Source organism: Parabacteroides sp. 20_3, from assembly GCF_964238835.1.
In the GTDB taxonomy this organism is placed as follows: Bacteria; Bacteroidota; Bacteroidia; order Bacteroidales; family Tannerellaceae; genus Parabacteroides; species Parabacteroides distasonis.
The window spans coordinates 308,033-325,802 of record NZ_CAXSNO010000001.1 but is presented as its reverse complement, the minus strand read 5'-3'; the positions used below and the strand labels follow the sequence as shown (position 1 = coordinate 325,802).

The following is a 17,770-nucleotide window of genomic DNA, read 5'->3' as shown; positions in this document are numbered from 1 at the left end:
TATGCGAAAGAAATTAATCATTCTATTCATAGGGATCGGTTCGTTCACGTTGTTCGCCCAGCAGCGAGACCATCGGACACGGGAGTATATCGCCCCGGTCCGTATTGTCTGGCAGCAAGATAGTTCGCGAATTACGGGAGCGAACCATTTGCTTGTTCCGGGCAACGGACAGTCGGATTTGGCGAATAATCGGTTGTGTGTGTTGAAAAGTACGCCAACCGAACATCCCGCTTTGCTGCTTGATTTCGGGAAGGAGTTGCAAGGCGGCCTTCAGCTGGTGACCGGTATGCCGCTGTCTCACGATCCGGTTTCCGTACGGGTTCGTTTCGGCGAGTCCGTTAGTGAGGCTATGTGCGAGATAGATGGCGCAAACGGGGCGAGCAACGATCATGCGATGCGGGATTTCGTGGTATCGCTCCCTTGGCTGGGCGTGCAGGAGATCGGTAATTCCGGTTTCCGTTTCGTGCGTATTGATGTATTGGGTGATTCTACGGAGTTGCAATTAAAAGAGGTTCGTGCGATCTCTACGTTTCGGGATATTCCTTATCTGGGCTCTTTCCGTTGTAATGACGAGCGGTTGAACCGGATCTGGAAGACAGGTGCGTACACGGTCCACTTGAATATGCAGGAATATCTATGGGACGGCGTAAAACGGGATCGTCTGGTCTGGGTGGGGGATTTACATCCGGAGGTAATGACGGTCAGTACCGTCTTCGGTTATAATGAGGTGGTTCCTAAGAGCTTGGATTTGATTCGGGATATTACGCCGCTGCCTAGTTGGATGAACGGTATCAGTTCGTACTCGATCTGGTGGTTGTTGATTCAGCGGGATTGGTATTATTACCAAGGGAATCTTGCGTATCTACAAGAGCAACGCTCTTATATGACTGCTTTGTTGCGTCACTTGATCTCGAAGGTTGACCCAAGCGGACAAGAGAGACTGGATGGAAACCGTTTCTTGGATTGGCCTTCCAGTGAGAATACACCCGCTATCGATGCCGGCCTTCAATCGCTGATGATACAAGCCATGCGTGCGGGAGAGGAGTTATGTACTGTTTTAGGCGAGGATGCGTTGGCCTCGGAGTGCCGTATGGTAGCTTCCAAGGCTATTGAGTTTTCCCTTCGGAAGAAATCCCGGTTCCCTTCGAAGAAAGATCGGATTACGCCCGGGGATAAACAAGCCGCCGCTTTGATGGCTCTGGCGGGTATCATGGATGCTAAGGAGGCGAACGAGCGTTGCTTGGCGGTGGACGGGGCGAAAGGCTTCTCTACGTTTTACGGGTATTATATGCTACGGGCGATGGCGTTGGCTGGTAATTACCAAGGTGCGTTAGATGTGATCCGTACGTATTGGGGAGCTATGCTGGATGTAGGTGCTACGACGTTTTGGGAGGATTTCAATATGGAATGGCTTCCTGACGCAGGGCGTATTGATGAGCTGGTTCCCGCTGGAAAGAAAGACATTCATGGAGATTATGGGGCGTATTGCTATCAAGGTTTCCGCCATAGCTTGTGCCATGGATGGGCTTCGGGCCCCACATCGTGGTTAAGCGAGTACGTATTGGGCGTACAAGTGGTGGAACCGGGTTGCCGTACGGTATGTATCATCCCACATCTGGGAGATCTCGAATGGGTGGAAGGTACGTTTCCCACGCCTTACGGGGTGATCGAGATCCGACATGAGAAAGGTGCGGACGGTAAGGTGATAAGCCATATCAACGCTCCTGAAGAGATACGAGTTACCCCGTAGCTCTTATACTTAGTTGTAGAATGTATATAATTATAGAATATATGAAACAAACTATTTGCATCTACGCTTTCGCCGCCCTCTTATTAGGCGGTTGTAAAAGCAATAATGAATTAACGATACCTACGAATCTCCGTACGGAATACCTTACGGAGCCTATCGGCTTGGATACTTCGTCTCCTCGCTTTACATGGGAATACTCCGGAAATGAGGAGGGCTTTAAGGCTTCCCGCTATGAGGTACGGATCGGTACGAGTCCGAACGACTTGCGGCCCTATGCGGAAGGAATGGCCCTGAAACCTCATACCCGTTATTACTGGAATGTTACGGTATGGGATGGTGAAGGGCGTCCGTGCGCTACCTCGGAGACGGCTTCTTTCGAGACCGCTAAGTTCGATCCCTCGGATTGGTCCGCCTCTTGGATTACCGATCATAAGGATAAGGAGTTCGAGCCTGCCCCTCTGTTCCGCAAGTCTTTCCCGGTAGGCAAGGAAGTGAAGGATGCCCGTGTGTACGTAGCATCTGCCGGGTATCATGAGCTATTCATCAATGGCGAGCGGGTCGGAACGAATTATCTGGACCCGGGGTATACGCATTTCGATAAACGTATCTTGTACGTGACGCATGATGTTACCTCTTTGCTGAAGCAAGGCGACAACGCCGTGGCCGCTGTTCTGGGAAACGGCTGGTACAACGAGCAGTCCGTGGCGGTCTGGAATTTCCATGAGGCACGCTGGCGGAATCGTCCCCGCCTGCTATGTGAGTTGCGTATTACCTATACGGATGGTACGACGGAGGTGATTGGCTCGGACGAGACTTGGAAGACTTCCACCGGTGCCTATACCTATAATAATATATATAGCGGCGATAAATTCGATGCCCGGATGGAAGAGGCCGGATGGAAAACCGCTCATTTCGACGATAGTAAATGGGAAGCGGCAATTCCGGCGCAGGCTCCGGCACCTCTGTTGGTAGCCCAGCAAATGCCGGGAATCCGTATCACGGAAGAGGTGAGGCCCGTGTCGATGAAACGTTTCTCCGATCAGTTATATGTATATTCTTTCCCGAAGAACATGTCCGGCCTTTGCCGCTTGAAGGTGAAAGGTGAGGCGGGAACCCGTATCACGTTAAAACATGGTGAGTTGTTGAAGAAAGACGGTCGCTTGGAGCAAGGCAATATCAATGTATACTATCATCCGGTCAAACCGGACGAGGTATTCCAGATGGATGTCTTTACCTTGAAAGGTACGGGAGAGGAGGAGATCTTCATGCCTTCCTTCTCTTATCACGGTTTCCAATACGTGGAGGTGGAGAGTAGCCGTCCCGTTACTTTAACGGAAGAGAACTTGACCGGCTTGTTTATGCATACCGATGTCCGTCCGTCCGGTTCCTTCGCTTGTTCGAATCCTCTATTGAATAAGATATGGGAGGCTACGATGCAGGCTTACCGCAGTAACCTGCACAGTATCCCGACCGATTGCCCGCAACGGGAGAAGAATGGCTGGACAGCCGATGCGCATATCGCGATCGACCTCGGTTTGCTGGGCTTCGATGGTATCACGCTTTATGAGAAATGGATGAATGATATTATCGATAACCAGCGTGAGGCGGGTGAGATTTCCGGTATCATTCCTTCCAGCGGTTGGGGATATGGCGAGTGGCCGGGTCCGGTTTGGGACGCTGTCATGTTTATCATCCCGAACGCCTTGTATGATTATTATGGAGAGTCTCGCAGTATAGAACGCTTATATCCTACGATGCTGCGATATCTGGATTATTTGAAGACGAAAGAGAAAGACGGTTACTTGCCGTTTGGCTTGGGTGACTGGGTGTATTGGAAAGCTACGACGAATAATGAATATACCTCTACCGCCTACTATTATCTGGATTATAAGTTGATGGCTCGCTTCGCCTCTTTACTGGGCAAGGATGCCGCTCCTTATCAAGAGAAAGCGAATACGCTCAAATCCTTGATCAACCAGAAGTTCTTCAACCCCGAGACCGGTGTGTATGCCGAAGGGACCCAAACGGCGCAAGCCTTGGCCTTGTATCTGGGACTTGTACCGGAAGGAAAGGAACAACTCGTGGCGGATAAGCTGCGTGAGGTGGTAGCGGGAAATAACTATTTCTTGGACTTCGGTCTTTTAGGCAGTAAGACCGTTCCGGCCATGCTTACGAAATATGGCTATATCGAGGATGCCATGAAGATGATCACGAAGACCGAGGCACCTTCTTGGGGATATTGGGTAGAGACGATGGGTTACTCCACATTGCCGGAGACGTGGACACTTAGTCCGAAATTTGCCGACGCTTCCTTGAACCATGTCTTTATGGGAGATGTCTCCGCTTGGATGATGAACCAGCTGGCCGGTATCAATCATGACGACTCGGCTCCGGGCTTCCGTCATATCCGTATCACGCCTCATTTCGTGAAAGAACTGGATTGGGCGAAAGGTGAGTACCATTCCGTACGCGGCCGTATCGCCAGCGAATGGAAACGGGAAGGGGATAAGGTTATGCTTACCGTGACGATTCCGGCTGATTGCTCCGCCGATATCGTGGTAGGCGATCAGACCGAGACCGTATCCGCCGGTACGCATACGTTTTCATATCCGGTGTGATAAGAACCGTATGACTTTAGTAAGCCGGTAATGACATCGCCTATATTGGCTTATTTTACCCAGTTGTAGAGACGGGGCACGCCCCGTCTCTACAACTGGGGATTTCGAAAGCAAATAATTGAGAACCTTAAAGATTAAACGTATGAACAAGCTACTTCTTGCTCTTCTATTGTTTCTCCTATCTTTCAGCTGGATAAAAGTGACTGCCTCGGACAGTTGTCCCGCTTCCTTCCCTTGGAAAGCCCAATGGATCAATACCGAGCGTTGCCAAAGCGCTACGAATACTTGGTTGATCTACCGTAAATCATTCGCTGTGACGAATGTCCCGAATCAACTCATCGCCCGTATCGCCGCCGATTCCAAGTATTGGCTTTGGATCAACGACCAACTGGTTATCTTCGAGGGTGGCTTGAAAAGAGGACCTTCTCCTTCCGGGACTTATTACGATCCGGTAGATATCGCCCCTTACCTGACAAAAGGTTCGAACACCATCGCTATCTTGCTCTGGCATTTCGGGAAAGACGGTTTCAGTCATATCAACAGCGGGAAAGCGGCTTTGTTATTCGAGGCGATCGCCCCGGGGTTGGAGATCGTCTCCGACGCGAGCTGGCAGTGCGCCTTGTATGAGGCTTATCAAAATACCGAGGCCCCTTTCCCGAATTACCGTATGCCGGAGAGTAATATTCGCTTCGATGCCCGTCAAGCGATAACAAACTGGAACCGTACGAGTTTCGAAGGTTTCGTTCCGGGGGCGGTCTGCGTCGGTAAGGCGGGGAAAGCTCCTTTCGGGGATCTGGTGGAACGTCCGATACCCCAGTGGAAAAACAGCGGCCTGTTATCCTATGTATCCGTCCGGGAATCCTTGAAAGGCGATACCCTGTTCTGTCGTTTGCCCTATAATGCCCAGATCACTCCGTATCTGAAAGTAGAGGCGGAGGCCGGGAAGACTATCCACATCCGGATGGATAATTACGAGGGAGGAAGCGAGCGCAACGTACGTGCCGAATATATCACCCGTGAGGGTGAGCAGGAATACGAAAGCTATGGCTGGATGAACGGCCATGAGGTCTATTACATCATCCCCGAGGGCGTGAAGGTGCTGGATGTGAAATACCGTGAGACCGGTTACAACACGGACCTCGCGGGCTCTTTCCATTGTGACGACCCGTTCTACGACGAGCTTTGGCAACGTTCTGCCCGCACCTTATACATAACGATGCGTGATAATTATATGGACTGTCCGGACCGTGAACGTGCCCAATGGTGGGGTGACGAGGTGAATGAGCTAGGCGAGGCTTTCTACGCCCTTTCTCCGTCCGGGCAGAAACTAGCCGTAAAAGGCATCCATGAATTAATGAATTGGCAGCGGGAGGACGGAACGCTCTACGCTCCGGTTCCGGCGGGTAATTGGGATAAGGAGCTTCCTTTACAGATGTTGGCGTCTATCGGTTGGTACGGTTTTTATACGCAATATTATTATAGTGCCGACAGTAGTTTCGTCCCGGTGATATACGACCGGATGCGCCGTTACCTGCACGAGGTTTGGCAAGTCGATAAGAGTGGCTTGGTGATCGAGCGTCAAGGTGCTTGGAGCTGGGGCGACTGGGGCGAACATGTCGATATGGGCGTATTGACCAATTGCTGGTATTATCTGGCCTTGAAAGCGGAGCGAGCCTTCGCCCTGCAACTCGGCAAGGATAAGGATGCCGATGAGATCTCCCGGATGATGCGTAGCATAGAACGTTGTTTCGACACGAAGTTCTGGACAGGTTCCGCCTATCGCTCCCCCGGCTATAAAGGGGAGACGGACGATCGCTCCCAAGCCATGGCGGTTGTTTCCGGGCTGGCCTCGAAGGATAAGTATCCGGCGCTGACGAAGGTACTTAAAAAGGAGTATCACGCCAGCCCTTATATGGAGAAGTATGTCCTAGAGGCCCTTTTCCAGATGGGCGAGCCGGCGTTTGCCTTGGAACGGATGAAGCAACGTTACACCCGTATGCTGGATTATGCCGAATACACGACCTTGTTCGAGGGATGGGGCATCGGAGCCGAGGGCTTCGGTGGCGGCACGATCAATCACGCTTGGAGCGGTGGCCCGCTTACCTTATTGAGTCAGAAGATCTGTGGTATCGAACCAACCTCTCCCGGCTTCCGTACCTTTAAGATCTCGCCTCAATTGGGTTCCTTATCGGAAGCCTCTGCCAGCCTAGAGACTCATTATGGAACCATCCAAGTAAGTATCAAGAAGAAAGGCAAGCGATTGAAGTTCGATCTCCAAATCCCGGAAGGCACCTCCGCCGAACTGATAAGACCGAACGGCACTCGCAAGCATCTCGCCCCGGGACACCATCAAGTGGATTAGTGATCGCCCTCTGTTTTCCTGCGGACATACACCCGGTGGCTTCCATAACCCGATAGGGTGATTCCACTCGCCGGGTCGCTACTGAGGCGTAGTAGCTCACGGTTTGCGCTACTACGTTTTAGTCCGGTGACAGCCATGTAGTCTTGTATGCGCAAGAATGGGTGTTCATCCAGGTAATCCAATGCCCGTGTCCGGCGTTCCTCTTCGGTGAAGGGCGATTTCCGGACACGGCTGATACCTCCCCGTCTTAAATCGCAACGCAGGTTAGTCTCCCGTATCAGTTCCTTGTCGGCCCGGTAGTTGATACCATTCACCTCGATGCTACGTGCGTTACGCTTCGGTTCGTCACCATCCAGCGAGTCGATCTCCTTGTCCTTCGCTACGCCTAGGCGGGGCGTGAACGTACCGATGCCATCCAACGTGACCGACTGCCCTTCCGCCATGCAATAGGCCAGATGTTCCGCTACTGTCGTCATCACCTGTATTACGCTACCCCTGCTCAAGCCCGATCCGGGGTAGGTGATCCGTTCCACGAAATCCTCCATATCCATGTTCCGTTGTATCTTCATCCGATAATACACCGGCTTTTCCCCCGTCCCGTTCAGGTCGCACATCTCTTGCTTGATATATTCTGCCATAACTGCTACTAGGTATAATTGTTCGTATCTTCAAGTTAAAAACATTCTTCTTACTATATACAAATATACTTATTACTTGATCTATTTCCAAATTATCACCGTGGAATATATAGACCACGTCGTGATTTGTATATTCCACGTCTTGATCTGTACAGACCACGTCGTGGTTTGTAGAATTATACAGTATGCGAACAAGAATTCATCTGCTACCGATAAGGTATTTATGCGGTATCGGAGCGTTATTTACTTAGGGAGAAGCGGGCAACCCTCACGTTTCCTCTGCCAAGTACGTCGACCAACCCTGCGGGATTCTCTATCTTCCCTAAACGGGTATAGCTGTAAGACGAGGAAAAGGTCTCGTAGAAAAGGACTACCGTATTCGCTCCCCATAGAAGTAGGTCGCCTGTATGGATTATACCCGGACGGAACGTATTGGTCGCGATCAAGAGTATTATACTCGTTTTCCCTGCTCGTATGCTTGCCTCAAGGTCGGGTTCCCTTCGATCTCGCCCACGTGCCACACACCACCGCAGAATAGCGTTCCTTTCACGGTCGGGTTCTCCAGACAGTCGAGGAATCCCATAAAGTTGGCCACAATGCGATCCATGATGCCGTTATCGTCTTCAGCGGCCGTGGCGATGAAGTAAAACTCCTTGTTTTTCATTTCGGTATAAGGACCGCAGCAACGGTCTATCAGCGTCTTCATCTGTGCGCTCATGGCATAGAAATAGACCGGCGTAGCCATCACGATCACATCGGCGGCAAGCATCTTTCCGATAATCTCTGCCGCGTCATCTTTTTGTGGACAAGGCTTCTTGTATTGGCTGCACACGCCGCATCCCGTGCAGGGGTGAATGGTCTTGTCTCGCAGAAAAACTTTTTCCACACGATGACCGCTTTCGATCGCCCCTTGCATAAACTCATCGCATAGCGTATCGGAATTGCCTCTACGACGGGGGCTGGAAGATAAAATCAATACATTTTTCATGTTTACTGTTATTTATTAGGTTCTACATTCATTTTTAGGATACAAAAATAGCGAGATAATCCCTATCTTGCGGTAGACAAATTACGGATGTTATGACCCTAATTACATAATAATACGGAAGAATGATCACAACGGACTCCGGTGAGCAAGTCGAGGCACTTGCTCCCATCATCATTTCGGCCAGCCGGTCAACGGATATCCCGGCCTTTTATGTCAAGTGGTTCTTTAATCGTTTGGCCAAGGGGTATTGTGTTTGGTATAATCCGTTTAATCGGCGGAAGATGTATGTGTCGTTTGAGCGGTGTAAGGCAATCGTGTTTTGGACAAAGAACCCGAAGCCGATATTACCTTATTTGCATGAGTTGGATAGGAGGGGTATCCATTATTATTTCCAGTTCACGTTGAATGACTATGTGAGCGAAGGCTTTGAGCCGAATGTGCCGAGCGTTACGCAACGGGTGGAGACATTTCGGGAGTTGTCGGAAATGATAGGGAAGGAACGGGTGATCTGGCGATTCGACCCATTGATTATAACTCCATCTATCACGCCTCGTGTCCTGCTTAGACGTATTTGGAAGATCGGCAATCAGTTGAAAGGATATACTGATAAGCTCGTGTTCAGTTTCGTAGATGTAAAGGCGTATCGTAAGGTACAGAACAATCTTATAAAAGAGACGAATTGCTTTACGAAAGAGGATGTGGAAACCGCTGAGATGAATGCGACGCAACGTCAAGAAACTGTAGAGGGATTGGTGAAGTTGAGGGAAATTTGGGCTTCTACTGGTTGGAATGTGACACTCGCTACTTGTGCCGAGGATATTGACCTTACGGTTTATGGCATTGAGCATAACCGGTGTATCGACGGTGATTTAATGGAGCGTGTGTTTGGGGAGGATTATGAATTGGTTTATTATCTTCGAACAGGCCAATTACCCGAACCGGATCTTTTTGGTACGTTTCCCGCTTTACCCGACAAACGCAAAGAGCTAAAAGACAAAGGCCAACGGAAAGCCTGTGGTTGCATGATAAGCAAAGATATCGGTAGGTATAACACTTGCTCCCATTTCTGTGTCTATTGTTATGCCAATACAAGTAGGGAATGCGTACAAAAGAATGCGGTACACTATTCGGACGATAGTGAAAGTTTGATTCGAAGTTAAATTTGAAAGCAAGGTCAAATGAAGCGGCGTATTAAATTAAGCCGTCTTTTATAGTAATCGAGACCAATACTATCCTAGAATAGTGTTGTATAACATGCCGGATTTATCTATTTTTGCGCCCAATACGAAAGGTTAAGAATAGGAAGTTTTAGGTATGGCAAAAAAGAAAGGTAAGCCTCAACCCCGGAAAAGCAAGAAGAAGCGGGCATCATCATTCATGTCTTCTGTAAAGAAGATGCTTCTTGGCGCTTTTGCGGTAGTTGTTTGTTTTATCGGTGTATTATTCATATATAACTGGTTTTATCCGGTATCCAAGACACGGCCTGTAGAGAAGAAACAGGATCGGGCGGAGACAATAGTCCGTCCGAAGATCTCGGACAAGGGCGGTTCCGGAACATCGGGTAAGAAAGCCGCACAAGCGACGAAAAACAAGCAAACGACGAACCCAAAGAAAGGGACCTCCGTTTATACTTTTCAAGAGGGAGCTGAGATACCGAGACTAAAGAATAAACAAAAAGAGCAGGTTATAAAGCATGAGGGCTATACGGTTTCTTATAATTCCGATTATAAGATCGCCAATTGGGTAGCCTATGAACTGACCTCGAAAGAGGCGACAAGTAAGAAGAACGAGCGGTCTAATAAGTTCGTCTCGGACCCCATGGTGAAAGGGGCTACCGCCACGAACGAGGACTATACCCGTTCCGGCTATGACCGAGGACATATGGCGCCTGCCGGCGATATGAAATGGTCCGCCAAGGCCATGCGGGAATCGTTCTACCTAAGTAATATCTGTCCGCAAAAGCCCGGCTTGAACCGGGGTATCTGGAAAGATCTGGAAGAGCAGGCTCGTTTGTGGGCGAAAGAGAATGGCTCTTTGTTGATCGTGACCGGCCCGGTGATCACGGACGACCTGAAACGGTTAGGTAAGAATCGGGTGGGAATCCCAAAGACCTTTTATAAGGTAATCTGTACGATAACGAACGGTAAACCGGAAGGGGTAGGTTTTCTGTTTGATAATAAAGACTATGGAAAGACTCCGTTGAAATCGATGATGATCCCTATCGATAGCGTTGAGAAGGTTACCGGAATTGACTTTTTCCCTTCTTTGCCTGATTCGATAGAAAATCCGATGGAAGCATACGTGAATGATGGTAGTTGGTCTTTTTAAGGCACGTTATGCTCAACAATCTCTAGGCGAGAATGTTTTATATTTACTGTGAAGAAAAAGAAATCATAATTAAATAACAAAATGCAAGTTATCATGAAAGGAAAATTAATCCCTGTGTTTGTTTTGGCAGCATTGGTTTCCTGTAGCCAACCACCCGTTAAGGAGCAAGGTCCTCGTCCAGTTAAATTGGCGGACGTTACTTCTCTGAACATGGTTGAGAAATCATTCAGTGGAGTGGTATCGCCCGATCAATTCAGTGATTTGGCGTTTAAGATGTCCGGCCCGCTGATCTCATTAAACGTGGACGAAGGCCAGAAGGTCCGTACGGGACAGATCGTGGCCGAGATCGATCCGCTGGACTTTAAATGGGAATATGAGGCGAAGAAAGCGTCTTTCCAGACCGCTGAGGCGCAATTGCAACGTGCGAAGAAGTTATTGTCCAAACAAGCTATCTCCAAGCAAGAGTATGAGTCTACGGAAGCCTCTTACTCAAATGCCAAGGCGGCTTTCGAGTATGCGCAAAATACATTGAACCAGACAAAGCTTCGTGCGCCGTTCGATGGATTTATCCAGAAGAAATATGTGGAGAATTACCAGAAGGTACAGGCCGGACAAGGAATCGTTTGCTTGATCAACCCGAATAAGTTACAGGTCGTGTTTACGATGCCGGAGAGTAATATCAATTACTTCTCTTCTCCTTATTCTGTTTATGTGGAATTCGATAATTACAAGGGCGTTCGCTTCAAGGCGAAGGTGAAAGAATACGTGGAAGCCTCTCCGGATGGTTCCGGCGTTCCCGTATATCTGTATATCGATGATCCGAACTTTAATTTAGAGAAATATAAGGTAGCCGTAGGTTTCTCTTGCCGTGTGATCTTGAACGTGGATAGCGAGAGTTTCACGCAAGGCGCCGTATTGGTTCCGCTAGCCGCTGTCGTGGCTGACGATGCCAATAGCGATAAGTATGTGTTTGTTTATAATGGGCAGTCTCAAAAGGTTGAGCGTCGCAAGATTACCGAGTCTATGCTGATCGGCAAGGATGGCGTGATCGTAACGGATGGCTTGCGACCCGGCGAACAGGTTGTCTCAGCCGGAGCCACTCGTTTGGTGGATGGACAACAGGTAAAAGTATTAACAGATTAAGAGATAAACAATGAATATTCCAAAATATTCCTTAGAGAATCAGAAGATTATATACTTTTTCCTAGCGGTCATGCTGATAGGAGGTATATATTCTTTCTTTAAATTGCCGAAGAAGGAAGATTCTCCCTTCGTGATCAAGACGGCGGTCTTGGTTACCCAGTATCCGGGGGCGACTCCACAAGAGGTGGAGAAGCTGGTGACTGAACCGATCGAGCGGGAGATTCAGGCCATGTCGGATGTGTTCCAGATCAAGTCTGAGTCTTATTTCGGTATGTCTAAGATTACGATTGAGTTGCAGCCTACATTGGCTCCGGATTATATGCCGGTCAAGTGGGATGAATTACGTCGTAAGGTGGCGAATATACAGCCACGCCTTCCGTCTGGCGCTTCTTCGATATCCGTTAATGATGACTTCGGTGATGTGTTCGGTATTTATTATGCCTTGACGGCGGACGAGGGCTATACTTATGATGAGTTACGTGATTGGGCGCAAAAGATCAAGACCGAGTTATCCCCGGTGCCGGGCGTGCAAAAAGTCTATTTGTTTGGTGAGCAGACACAAGTTGTCAACGTAAAGATTTCTGTCCCGAAGTTGGCGAACCTAGGTATTGACCCGAATGCCATTCAGCAGGTGATGCAAACACAGAACCTGTTGGTGAATACGGGAGATATTAATACGGGCAATTATCAGTTGCGTTTGCGTACCGAAGGCACCTATAAGGATATACAAGATATACGTGATCAGTTAATCGTGACGAAAAGTGGCGGCGAGGTGCGTCTAGGTGATATAGCTACGGTGGAACGTGGCTATATGGATCCTCCTTCCAACTTGATGCGCGTGGACGGTAAGCGCTCGATTGGAATCGGGGTCGCTACGGGAGCGAAAGATGACGTGGTGGCTGTGGGCAACGTGGTGGCGGATCATCTGAAAGAGATGGAGCAGCTTTTCCCTATCGGTATGGACTTGAAGGCTATCTATCCGGAAAATAAGATCGCGCAAGAGGCAAACAACGGTTTTATATTGAACTTGATCGAGTCTCTGTTGATCGTGATCGTGATCATCTTTATCGTGATGGGATCCCGTGCCGGAATGTTGGTGGGCAGTTCGTTGCTCTTCTCCGTGGGGGGTACCTTGTTGATCATGTTGATCTGGGGTGTCGGCTTGAACCGGACCTCGTTGGCGGCCTTTATTATCGCCATGGGAATGTTGGTGGATAACGCTATCGTGGTGACGGATAACGCCCAAGTTGGTATTAAGCGAGGACTTTCCCGTTATCAAGCGTTGATCGATGGCGCTACCAAACCGCAATGGGCGTTGCTGGGCGCAACTTTTATCGCCGTATGTTCTTTCTTGCCGATGTACTTGGCACCGGCATCTGTGGCCGAGATCGTGAAGCCGTTGTTTATCGTCTTGGCGGTGTCTTTGGGATTGAGTTGGATCTTGGCTTTGACGCAAACGACCACATTCGGTAATTTTATCTTGAAAGAGGCAAAACCGGGTGAGAATAAGGATCCTTATGATACGAAGCTTTATCATAAGTTCGAGAGGTTATTGGGACGTTTGATCAAACGTAGGTATGTCACACTTACTTCGGTTGTGGCTACTTTGTTCCTTTCCCTGTTTATAATGAGTATCATGCCCCAAAGTTTCTTCCCGATCATGAACAAGCCTTATTTCCGTGCGGACTTGATCTTCCCGGAGGGATATAGCATTTATGATGTGGAGGCGAATGTTAAGAAAATAGAGAAGGATTATTTAAGTAAGAATCCGAATATTAAATCTTTCTCGTTTACTTTGGGAGGTTCTCCGGTGCGTTACTATCTGGCTAGTTCCTCTGTAGGTCCGAAGCCTAACTTTGCTAACGTATTGATTGAGACGCAAGTTCCAGAAGATGCGCAAGCGGAGGAAGGCAAGTTCTATGATTATATGGTGGCTAACTACCCGAATATATTGACTCGCTCGGCCTTATTCGCCTTGTCTCCGGTTCCGGATGCGGCGATAGAGATTGGTTTTATCGGCGATAACGTGGATACCTTGATCGCTTTGACACAAAAGGCGCAGGAGATCGCCCGGAATTATGATCAGGTGATGGAGGTTCGCAATAGTTGGGGTAACAAGGTTCCGGTATGGAAGCCGCTATATTCCCAAGAGAAAGGTTTGCGTCTGGGTATTACCCGTCAGCAGGTGGCTTATTCCTTGCGTTCGGCTACGAATGGCGTACCTTTGGGTGAGTATCGTGAGGGCGACGTGTTTATGCCGATCTTACTGAAAGATGCGGATAAGGATTCTATCAGTCTGAATGATATAAAGACTTTGCCGGTTTATAGCGCTAAAGGCCGTTCGGTAAAAGTGGAGCAGGTGATCGATGATTTCTCGCTGGATTATGAGTTTAACGTAGTGAGACGATTCAACCGTGAGCCGTGTATGCTTATGCAGTGTGAGCCGAAGCGTGGTGCCAATACGATGGCTGCTTTCAGTCATTTGTGGAAAGAGGTACAGGAGAAGATTCAGGTGCCGGAAGGATATAAGATGACGTATTTCGGTGAGCAATCCGAGCAAGATAAAGGTAATAAGGCGATCGCCGCTAATATCCCGTTGATGTTCGGTTTGATTTATGTCACCTTGTTATTCTTATTCCCGAAATATTACCGGAAACCGGTATTGATCATGGCGATGCTGCCGTTGATTTTCATTGGTGTGGTATTGGGATTGTTGGTATTCGGTAAGTCCCTCGACTTCTTTGCTATGCTGGGTCTGTTGGGCTTGATCGGTATGAATATCAAGAATGCGATCGTGCTGGTGGACGAGATCGGTTTACAATTGAACGCGGGCTTGTCTCCGGTGAATGCCGTGATAGAGGCAACGAAAACCCGTATCGTTCCGGTGACGATGGCTTCCGGTACGACGATCTTAGGTATGTTGCCGTTGTTGGGTGACGCTATGTTCGCCGGTATGGCGGCTACCATCATGGGTGGTCTGTTCGTATCTACGATCTTGACGATCTTCGTGCTTCCGGTTACTTATTGTGTTTTCTTTAAGATTAAATCAGAGTAAAAGGTATGAGAAATAAAATAATCATAGGTTGTTTATTGTTGGGTGCCTTGTCCGCTAAAGCGCAAGACACCCGGCTATCGGCTGTGGAATATAAGGAACGGGTCCTTGAATACAGCCGTCAAATCAAGCAAAGCTCTGAGGAGCGTATCGCTATGCAGCATGCGATCAAGGCCGCTAAGACCGGTTTCTTCCCTTCGGTAGACTTCTCCGGCAGTTATCAGTATCGTATCAATAAATATGATTTGGATTTCGGACCGGGCATGTCCGTAGAGATGGACCATAATACGTATAGCCTAGGCGCTACGGTGAGCCAGCCCATCTATGCCGGCGGACAGATCTATAATAACTATAAGGCAGCTCAGGTACAAGGCAAGATCACCGAGCAAGCGGAAGAATTGACAACGGATAATATCGTTTATTCCGCCGATTTGAACTATTGGACGGCCGCCGCACGTAAAGGTATGTACGATGTGATGTGCCAGTATGTAGACATTGTCGGGGAGTTGGCGAACGTGTTGACGATCCGTTTCAATGACGGCCAGATCAGTAAGACCGATTTATTGCAAGTGGAGTCCCGCTTGAAAGAAGCGGAATTGAATAAAAGCTCGGCTTATAAGGAATATCAGATCGCGTTACAGAACTTGAACTCATTGATGGGTGTATCTCCGTTAGACCCGATCGAGGTGGAAGATTCCATTACGACCTATCTGGCCTTGCCGTTGCAAGTAGGAGAGGATGTAGCTCTTCGGAATCGTCCGGACTACGCTATTTCCGAGTTGAACATAGAGTATCAAAAGAGACAGATCAATTTGTCGAAGGCGAAATATAACCCGTCTTTGGCGATCGGTTTTCAAGGTACTTGGGGTACGCCGATGTTGAACGTGAAAGGTTCGGACCAGTTGTGGACTCCGGCCGTCTTCGCTTCCTTGAAGATACCTTTGTTCCGTTGGGGAGCCCGTTTCAAGGAGGTAAATTCCCAGAAGGCCATCCTTCGTAGTAAGGAATACGCCTTGGACAATACGCGTGATAAGATCGCTCAAGAGGTAGCGAACGCATGGACAAGCCTAACCGAGTATACGAAACAAATTACCGTCGCGGAAGAGGCTTGTAAGATTGCCGAGGAGAACCTTGATTTGAATACCTTCAGCTACAACGAGGGTAAACTACCGATCTTGGATGTGCTCTCCGCCCAATTGTCATGGATTCAGTCTTACAGTAGCTTGATCCAGACTTGGTATCAGCAAAAGGCTTCTTTAGCCCAATATAACAAGGCTATAGGTATCCGCCGTTTGCAGTAAAAGAAACATATTTATACTTAGAAGACAAGGTCCCTTATTTTGGAAACGAGATAAGGGACCTTCTTTATGAAATAAAACGTCCTTTATTCCGTTAGGTAAACTGAAGATTGCTACATTTGCATACAATCTTGTCTGTTTGGGATACTCGTCGGAATCCGGACTTTTTAAGTAGAATGATGAAATAATAAGATGTATACAAGGTTACTAGATAAACAAACAAAACTTGCCCTAATCGGACTAGGATATGTCGGGCTTCCTATCGCGATGGAATTCGCTAAACATGTTTCCGTTATCGGATTTGATATCAACGAGGATCGCTTGGACAAGCTTCGGAACGGTATAGATCCGTGTGGTGAGCTTTCCTCTGAGGTATTTGAACATAAGGACATCACATTTACTTCTTCTATAGAGAAGCTAAGGGAGGCTTCTTTTTACGTGATAGCTGTTCCTACCCCGATAGACAGCCATAATGAGCCGGATCTATCCCCTTTGTTGGGTGCGACTCGCACGGTAGGCAAAGTCCTTAAACGAGGCGATTATGTAGTATACGAATCTACCGTATATCCGGGATGTACGGAAGAGGATTGCATCCCGATCTTGGAGGAGGTTTCAGGGTTGAGAGTAGGAGAGGACTTTAAGGTTGGATATTCACCGGAACGAATCAATCCGGGTGATAAGGTACATACCTTGGTAAATACCGTGAAGATCGTTTCCGGCTGCGATGCCGAAGCTTTGGAAACGATATCGGACGTCTATAAGCTGGTCGTTCAAGCGGGGTTGCACCGTGCGCCTAGTATCAAGGTAGCCGAAGCCGCCAAGATTATCGAGAATACCCAGCGTGATGTGAATATAGCCCTTATGAACGAGCTTTCCATTATTTTCGATCGAATGGGGGTAAATACGTTTGATGTCTTGAAAGCCGCCGGAACAAAATGGAATTTCCTGCCTTTCTCTCCCGGATTGGTAGGTGGGCATTGTATAGGGGTAGATCCTTACTATCTGGTGCATAAAGCCAAAGAATTGCAATATCACACGAAGATGATCAACTCCGGTCGCTACGTGAACGATTCCATGGGACGGTATATCGGAAAGAAGGTCGTGAAAAAGATTATCTCGCAGGGGAAAAATATCCTAGGAGCGCATGTGTTGGTGATGGGTATGACTTTTAAGGAAAACGTATCGGATATACGTAACTCGAAAGTAGCCGATATTATCAATGAGTTTAAGGACTTCGGAGCCGAGGTCGATGTGATGGATCCGTTCGCTTCCCCTTTGGAAGTATTGCAAGAGTACGGTATCCGGTTAGTAGAGAGGCCCGGGAAGAAATATGACGCGGTAGTGGTAGCTGTCGCTCATACGACTTATTTGAAGCTGGATGAGTCCTACTTCATGTCGATCACGAACGAACATGCCGTGTTGGCGGACGTGAAAGGAGTCTATCGAGGTAGCATCCATCAGATGATCTATTGGAGTCTGTAATTGTTAAAAAGTAACACAAGCTGCAAAGAAATTTCGATAAACTTAAAAAAATGTGTTGTACAATATCTTTTTTTATTTGCTCAATTATATTAATTAGCCCATCTTTGCATG

General features: G+C 48.2%; 12 protein-coding genes. 9 read left to right on the top strand and 3 right to left on the bottom strand.

The features are described 5' to 3' along the window. Position 1: 1 nt before the first annotated feature. The 3 genes from ACESPU_RS01355 to ACESPU_RS01345 all read left to right on the top strand — a co-directional run bounded on the left by ACESPU_RS01355 (position 2) and on the right by ACESPU_RS01345 (position 6,730). A complete protein-coding gene (locus ACESPU_RS01355) occupies positions 2–1,750 on the top strand; it encodes an alpha-L-rhamnosidase C-terminal domain-containing protein (protein ID WP_373133089.1) in 1,749 nt (582 codons plus the stop codon). 20 nt (positions 1,751–1,770) lie between these two features. Further along, the gene (locus ACESPU_RS01350; protein ID WP_373133088.1) at positions 1,771–4,368 is read left to right on the top strand and encodes a family 78 glycoside hydrolase catalytic domain; all 2,598 of its coding nucleotides are present in this window, start codon (positions 1,771–1,773) and stop codon (positions 4,366–4,368) included. A gap of 142 nt (positions 4,369–4,510) precedes the next feature. Next, positions 4,511–6,730, top strand: a complete 2,220-nt coding sequence (locus tag ACESPU_RS01345; RefSeq protein ID WP_373133087.1) for an alpha-L-rhamnosidase C-terminal domain-containing protein — start codon at positions 4,511–4,513, stop codon at positions 6,728–6,730. Here ACESPU_RS01345 and ACESPU_RS01340 read toward each other — a convergent pair. From ACESPU_RS01340 to ACESPU_RS01330, 3 genes are all read right to left on the bottom strand, one after another. After that, positions 6,727–7,368, bottom strand: a complete 642-nt coding sequence (locus ACESPU_RS01340) for an HU family DNA-binding protein (RefSeq protein ID WP_048927385.1) — start codon at positions 7,366–7,368, stop codon at positions 6,727–6,729. The two genes, ACESPU_RS01345 and ACESPU_RS01340, sit on opposite strands and share 4 nt — an antisense overlap. A 239-nt stretch (positions 7,369–7,607) precedes the next feature. Next, positions 7,608–7,814, bottom strand: coding sequence for a cyclophilin-like fold protein (locus tag ACESPU_RS01335; RefSeq protein WP_373133086.1), 207 nt, complete (start codon positions 7,812–7,814; stop codon positions 7,608–7,610). Positions 7,815–7,819: 5 nt separating this feature from the next. Next, a complete protein-coding gene (locus tag ACESPU_RS01330; RefSeq protein ID WP_373133085.1) occupies positions 7,820–8,356 on the bottom strand; it encodes a flavodoxin family protein in 537 nt (178 codons plus the stop codon). A gap of 122 nt (positions 8,357–8,478) precedes the next feature. On the opposite strand from ACESPU_RS01330, the gene ACESPU_RS01325 reads away from it, so the two are divergent. The 6 genes from ACESPU_RS01325 (at position 8,479) to ACESPU_RS01300 (ending at position 17,659) form a co-directional block, all read left to right on the top strand. Beyond that, positions 8,479–9,516 (top strand): DUF1848 domain-containing protein, encoded by a 1,038-nt coding sequence (locus ACESPU_RS01325; RefSeq protein ID WP_373133084.1) that lies wholly within the window; start codon positions 8,479–8,481, stop codon positions 9,514–9,516. Positions 9,517–9,670: 154 nt separating this feature from the next. Continuing rightward, positions 9,671–10,684 (top strand): DNA/RNA non-specific endonuclease, encoded by a 1,014-nt coding sequence (locus ACESPU_RS01320; protein ID WP_373133083.1) that lies wholly within the window; start codon positions 9,671–9,673, stop codon positions 10,682–10,684. 93 nt (positions 10,685–10,777) lie between these two features. Further along, positions 10,778–11,827 (top strand): efflux RND transporter periplasmic adaptor subunit, encoded by a 1,050-nt coding sequence (locus ACESPU_RS01315; protein ID WP_008778321.1) that lies wholly within the window; start codon positions 10,778–10,780, stop codon positions 11,825–11,827. 10 nt (positions 11,828–11,837) lie between these two features. Further along, positions 11,838–14,882 carry an efflux RND transporter permease subunit gene (locus tag ACESPU_RS01310; protein ID WP_057326362.1) on the top strand — a complete coding sequence of 1,015 codons (3,045 nt, stop codon included), beginning with the start codon at positions 11,838–11,840 and terminating at the stop codon, positions 14,880–14,882. A gap of 5 nt (positions 14,883–14,887) precedes the next feature. Next, positions 14,888–16,180, top strand: a complete 1,293-nt coding sequence (locus tag ACESPU_RS01305; protein WP_005856505.1) for a TolC family protein — start codon at positions 14,888–14,890, stop codon at positions 16,178–16,180. 189 nt (positions 16,181–16,369) lie between these two features. Beyond that, the gene (locus ACESPU_RS01300; RefSeq protein ID WP_057326364.1) at positions 16,370–17,659 is read left to right on the top strand and encodes a nucleotide sugar dehydrogenase; all 1,290 of its coding nucleotides are present in this window, start codon (positions 16,370–16,372) and stop codon (positions 17,657–17,659) included. Positions 17,660–17,770 lie beyond the last annotated feature (111 nt).